The 4,355-nt window shown below is 57.7% G+C and carries 5 protein-coding genes and 1 pseudogene; 3 read left to right on the top strand and 3 right to left on the bottom strand.

Going from position 1 to position 4,355, the window contains the following annotated elements; translation table 11 throughout:
- The 3 genes and pseudogenes from NTW95_04205 to NTW95_04195 all read left to right on the top strand — a co-directional run.
- The coding region (locus NTW95_04205; protein MCX6556623.1) for a bifunctional hydroxymethylpyrimidine kinase/phosphomethylpyrimidine kinase at positions 1-322 on the top strand (322 nt) is incomplete at its 5' end.
- 11 nt (positions 323-333) lie between these two features.
- Entirely contained in the window at positions 334-1,572 is a 1,239-nt protein-coding gene (locus NTW95_04200; GenBank protein ID MCX6556622.1) for an NAD(P)/FAD-dependent oxidoreductase, read from the top strand.
- Positions 1,573-1,578: 6 nt separating this feature from the next.
- Positions 1,579-3,058, top strand: a pseudogene (locus NTW95_04195) (NAD(P)-binding protein).
- A gap of 208 nt (positions 3,059-3,266) precedes the next feature.
- On the opposite strand, the gene NTW95_04190 reads toward NTW95_04195, so the two are convergent.
- From NTW95_04190 to NTW95_04180, 3 genes are read right to left on the bottom strand one after another with little or no spacing between them, the layout of a single operon-like run.
- A complete protein-coding gene (locus NTW95_04190) occupies positions 3,267-3,560 on the bottom strand; it encodes a HigA family addiction module antitoxin (protein ID MCX6556621.1) in 294 nt (97 codons plus the stop codon).
- A gap of 12 nt (positions 3,561-3,572) precedes the next feature.
- Positions 3,573-3,818: a hypothetical protein gene (locus NTW95_04185; GenBank protein MCX6556620.1), complete on the bottom strand. Its 246-nt coding sequence runs from the start codon at positions 3,816-3,818 to the stop codon at positions 3,573-3,575.
- The gene (locus tag NTW95_04180; protein MCX6556619.1) at positions 3,784-4,077 is read right to left on the bottom strand and encodes a BrnT family toxin; all 294 of its coding nucleotides are present in this window, start codon (positions 4,075-4,077) and stop codon (positions 3,784-3,786) included. The genes NTW95_04185 and NTW95_04180 overlap by 35 nt, the downstream gene beginning before the upstream one ends.
- Between the last annotated feature and the right edge of the window lie 278 nt (positions 4,078-4,355).

The raw sequence follows: 4,355 nt of genomic DNA, 5'->3' as shown, positions 1-4,355 counted from the left end.
CCTGCGCGAAGCCGGGCAAAGCCTGCACCGGACATACAAGGTCCCGTTCCTGATGAAAGGCGGCCACCTGCCCGGCCAAGCCGTCGACCTGCTGGTGGATAACCGCGGAATGAAAACCTATGCCGCCGACCGCTCCGCCAGCGTCAACAGCCACGGCTCGGGCTCCACCTACTCGGCGGCCATCGCCGCCTACCTGGCCCGCGGCCGCGAGTTGCGCGTCGCCGTGGCCGAGGCCAAGTCCTTCATTACCGCCAGCCTGCGCCGCCCCCACTACCTGCGGCCGGGAATTCGGGTGATCGATCATTTTCATCGCCGGCGCTGACGGAGGGCACGATGGCCGACAGCAAGAAACTGTTCGTGATCGGCGGCGGCAGCTCGGGAATGATGGCCGCCATCAGCGCCGCCCGGTTCGGCGCGGCCGTGGTCTTGCTCGAGGCGCGCGACCGCGTCGGCAAGAAGCTGCTGGCAACCGGCAGCGGCCGCTGCAACCTGACCAACAGCGACACCTCGCCATCCCGCTTTCACGGCGGCGATGGCGCCTTCATCGCCGTTGTCCTGTCCCGTTTCCCCGTTGCCAGCGCCATTGAATTTTTCGAGGAACTCGGCGTCTCGTGCCAGGCCGAGGAAGAGGGGAGGATCTATCCCCGCTCCGGCCAGGCCTCGGCGGTTCTCGACGTCCTGCGCTGGGAGCTGGAGCGGCTGCGCGTCGATGTGCGCACCGGCCACGAGGTCAGGGCAGTCAAGCCCGGGGAGAAGGGTTTCGCGCTGCAGCTGGCCGCCGGCGGGGAGCTGAAAGCGGAGCGGGTCGTCCTCGCCTGCGGCGGCATGGCCGGGCCGCAGTTCGGCAGCGACGGCTCGGGGTTGCGCCTGGCAACGGCACTGGGCCATCGCCTGGTCGATCCCGTCGCGGCGCTGGTTCCCCTGCGCCTCCGCGCCGACTTCCTGCGCAAACTGAAGGGGGTCAGCTTCGAAGGCTCCGGCGAGGTGCGCTGCGGCAACGAGGTTTTGCGTGGCGAGGAGGGGGAATTCCTCTTCACCGACAGCGGCATTTCGGGGCCGCCGGTCCTGCAGCTGAGCGGGACGGCTTCCCGGGCCTTGAAGGCAAACAAGGAGCCCTGCATTGTCTTGGATCTATTCCCCGCCTCGAGCCTTGAGGAGCTGGCATCCGCTTTGGGGGTCCGCTTCCGTTGCCAGGGGCACAAGTCAATCGCCGACGGGCTGGTGGGGCTGCTGCACAAGCGCTTGATCCCGGTCATTCTCTCCGCCGCCGGCATCGATGGCCACGCTCTTTCCGGCGCTGAGATTTCCCCGGCGGCGCGACTCGACCTGGCGAGGATCTTGAAGAGCTGGTCGCTGCCGGTCTCGGGCACGATGCCCTGGCCCGAGGCCCAGGTTACGGCCGGCGGCGTCGCCCTTGACCAGGTGAACCCGGAAACGCTCGAATCTTTACTGGTCCCGGGACTTCATTTTTGCGGAGAAATTCTCGATGTCGACGGCGACTGCGGCGGTTTCAACCTGCAGTGGGCCTGGTCTTCGGGCTGGCTTGCCGGCCTCAGCGCCGCCAGCCGCTGAGTGGCCATGCTGAGGCTCTTTGAGATCAAACTGCCGCTGGACCACGATGCCGGCGCCCTGGAGCGGGCCGTCATTGCCAAACTCGGTATCCGCCAGGAAGAACTGCTTGAGACCCAGATCTTCCGCCAGGCCGTGGATGCACGCAAAAAGGGGGCGATCCACCTGGTCTACACCGTGGACGTGGCTGTTAAAGACGAGCCGCGTTTTGTGCGCCGGCAACAGGGGGGTGCGATCATCCCGGCGCCTGACTCGGCTTACTGCGATGTCGTTCCAGGCCGGGAAAAACTTTACGGATCACCAGTGGTGATCGGCAGCGGGCCGGCCGGTCTTTTTGCCGCCCTGCTGCTGGCGCGCCGGGGTTACCGGCCGCTCGTCCTGGAACGGGGCAAGCCGGTCGACGAACGGTACCGGGACGTGGCGCACTTCTGGTCAGCCGGCGAACTGGCAGGGGAGTCCAACCTCCATTTCGGTGAAGGCGGCGCCGGGACATTTTCTGACGGCAAGCTGGCGACCCTGATCCATGATCCGTGCTGCCGCAAGGTGCTGGAGGAATTCGTTGCCGCCGGCGCTCCCGCAGACATCCTTTATCTGAACAAGCCCCACCTGGGGAGTGACCGCTTGCCGGATATTGTCAAAAATATCCGCCAGACCATTATTAACTTGGGCGGGGAGGTTCGTTTTAATTGCCTGGTCAGCGGTCTCAAGATAAAGGACAATAAAATTATTGCCGTGGATATTTCTGGCCAGGGCTCGCATCGAACATCCGCAGCAAATGATCGATGAGGCGCAATATGGGGCCCACGCCGGCCATCCGCGCTTGGGCGCAGCCGATTACAAGCTGGTATTTCACGCTCCAGGCGGCCGTTCGGCCTACACGTTCTGCATGTGCCCGGGCGGGCAGGTAGTGGCCGCGGCGACCGAAACGGACGGGCTGGCCACCAATGGCATGAGCCTCTTCGCCCGCGCCGGCGCCAACGCCAACAGCGCCTTGCTGGTCGGCGTCTCTTCGCTCGATTTCGGTTCTGATCATCCCCTGGCCGGCATGGAATTCCAGCGAACCTGGGAAAGGAAAGCCTTTACCCTAGGCGGTAAAAAATATTTTGCCCCTGTGCAGTTGGTCAAGGATTTTCTAATCGGACTGCCGTCAGCGGAGTTGGGAAGCATTGAGCCGACATATCGTCCCGGCTGGCGCTTTGCCCACCTGGCCGATTGCCTGCCTGATTATGTGGCCGAGACCCTGCGATCGGCACTGCCTTTTCTGGACAAACGACTGCCCGGCTTTGCCGGGGGCGACGCGGTGCTGACCGGGATTGAGACTCGGAGCTCGTCGCCCGTACGAATCGTTAGAGATGAATTCTTCGAGAGTAACATTCGCGGCCTGTACCCTGCCGGCGAAGGGGCGGGCTATGCCGGCGGCATCATATCCTCGGCCGTGGACGGCATCCGCGCCGCCGAAGCCATTATCCGGAAATATGCGTGTCCGTGATGTCAATGGCTCTATTGTAGTGACAGGTCGCGACCTGTCACTACCGAACCTATTCCTAATAGGTATTCAATTTGCTGATAGGGAAGCTGGGATGTGACCAATAATGATCTCTGGAACTTGGAACCTTATCCTGTTGGCTTATTGATTAAACATAATGGGGAGACTCAGCGGTGTGATGTACGGACATCAACTGGAGTACCTTGTTGGGTTACATATGGGGCCAGGGTTTGATCTTTTTCAGCGCCGGGCCAAGGTTACGCTCTGCGACTTCCGTATCGTAGACAACCTGAGCGCGCAACCAATAGCCGTTGGACAGACCAAAGAACAGGCACAACCGTAAATCGGTATCAGCCGTGATCGAACGCTTGCCAGCAACAATTTCACTGATACGCTGAGCAGGAACGCCAATTTCCTTGGCCAAACGATACTGGCTGAGAACCATGGGTTTTAGAAATTCTTCCAGGAAGATCTCGCCAGGAGTAACAGGTTCGAGCTTGCTCATAAACGTTTCGAATCAGCGGCGGCTATCTGCCGTCCGTTGAATTGATTTGTCATGCAATTTATTTTGTTTTTTTATGATCTCTGACAAAGACCTCAGTGCTTGATTGACCGAATCGTGATCTGGGAAAAATTTTGCAACATCAGGTTCGATAACGATAACATTGGTCCCCTCACTATATCTTTTTGAGTATTTCCCCTGAACCCCGGCACCGAAATCATATTCTTCAAGCATGGTCTGATCTTTTTGCATTTTTTTCATATTGTTGCCTCTCTTTCTTTTTGGCTTTACGAGCACTTATTATTCTTATTCTCTCGCCCCTTTCGGTATGCACAACGACAAGCAATCGATCCCTGTGAGAATTGCCAATCAACACGAACCTATTTTCATCTTCTGAATGTAAAGGATCATAAATTGTTAGTGATAATATGTCCTTAAAGGCCGTACTTGCTTCATCAAATGTTATGCCATGAATTTTCTTATTCATTGCAGCTTTTACAGGATCCCATTCGAATAACAGCAATTTTACCTCTTGAAATTATTATAGCTTTTCAAGATATATTTAGCAATATTGTATTGGTTTAACTAAAATTAAAACTATTTCGCAAGCTGTTGGAAAGGGTGGAGGAAGAGTTAAAAAAATGGCCTTGTTGGGGTGAGTGCTGATGATGATTTCTGGAACCTGGACGGGCTGTTGCCCAATTATGGTCAATAAAAGCATCGTTAATACGCTGGTCTAAACTGAAGATCAAGGGTGATTAAAGTCACCCGGCACTGATAAATAAAACTCCGACATAT

This window comes from Candidatus Aminicenantes bacterium (assembly GCA_026393795.1).
Taxonomy (GTDB): Bacteria; Acidobacteriota; Aminicenantia; order UBA2199; family UBA2199; genus UBA2199.
The sequence above is the reverse complement of the archived record's forward strand: the minus strand, read 5'-3'. Positions and strand labels throughout refer to the sequence as shown.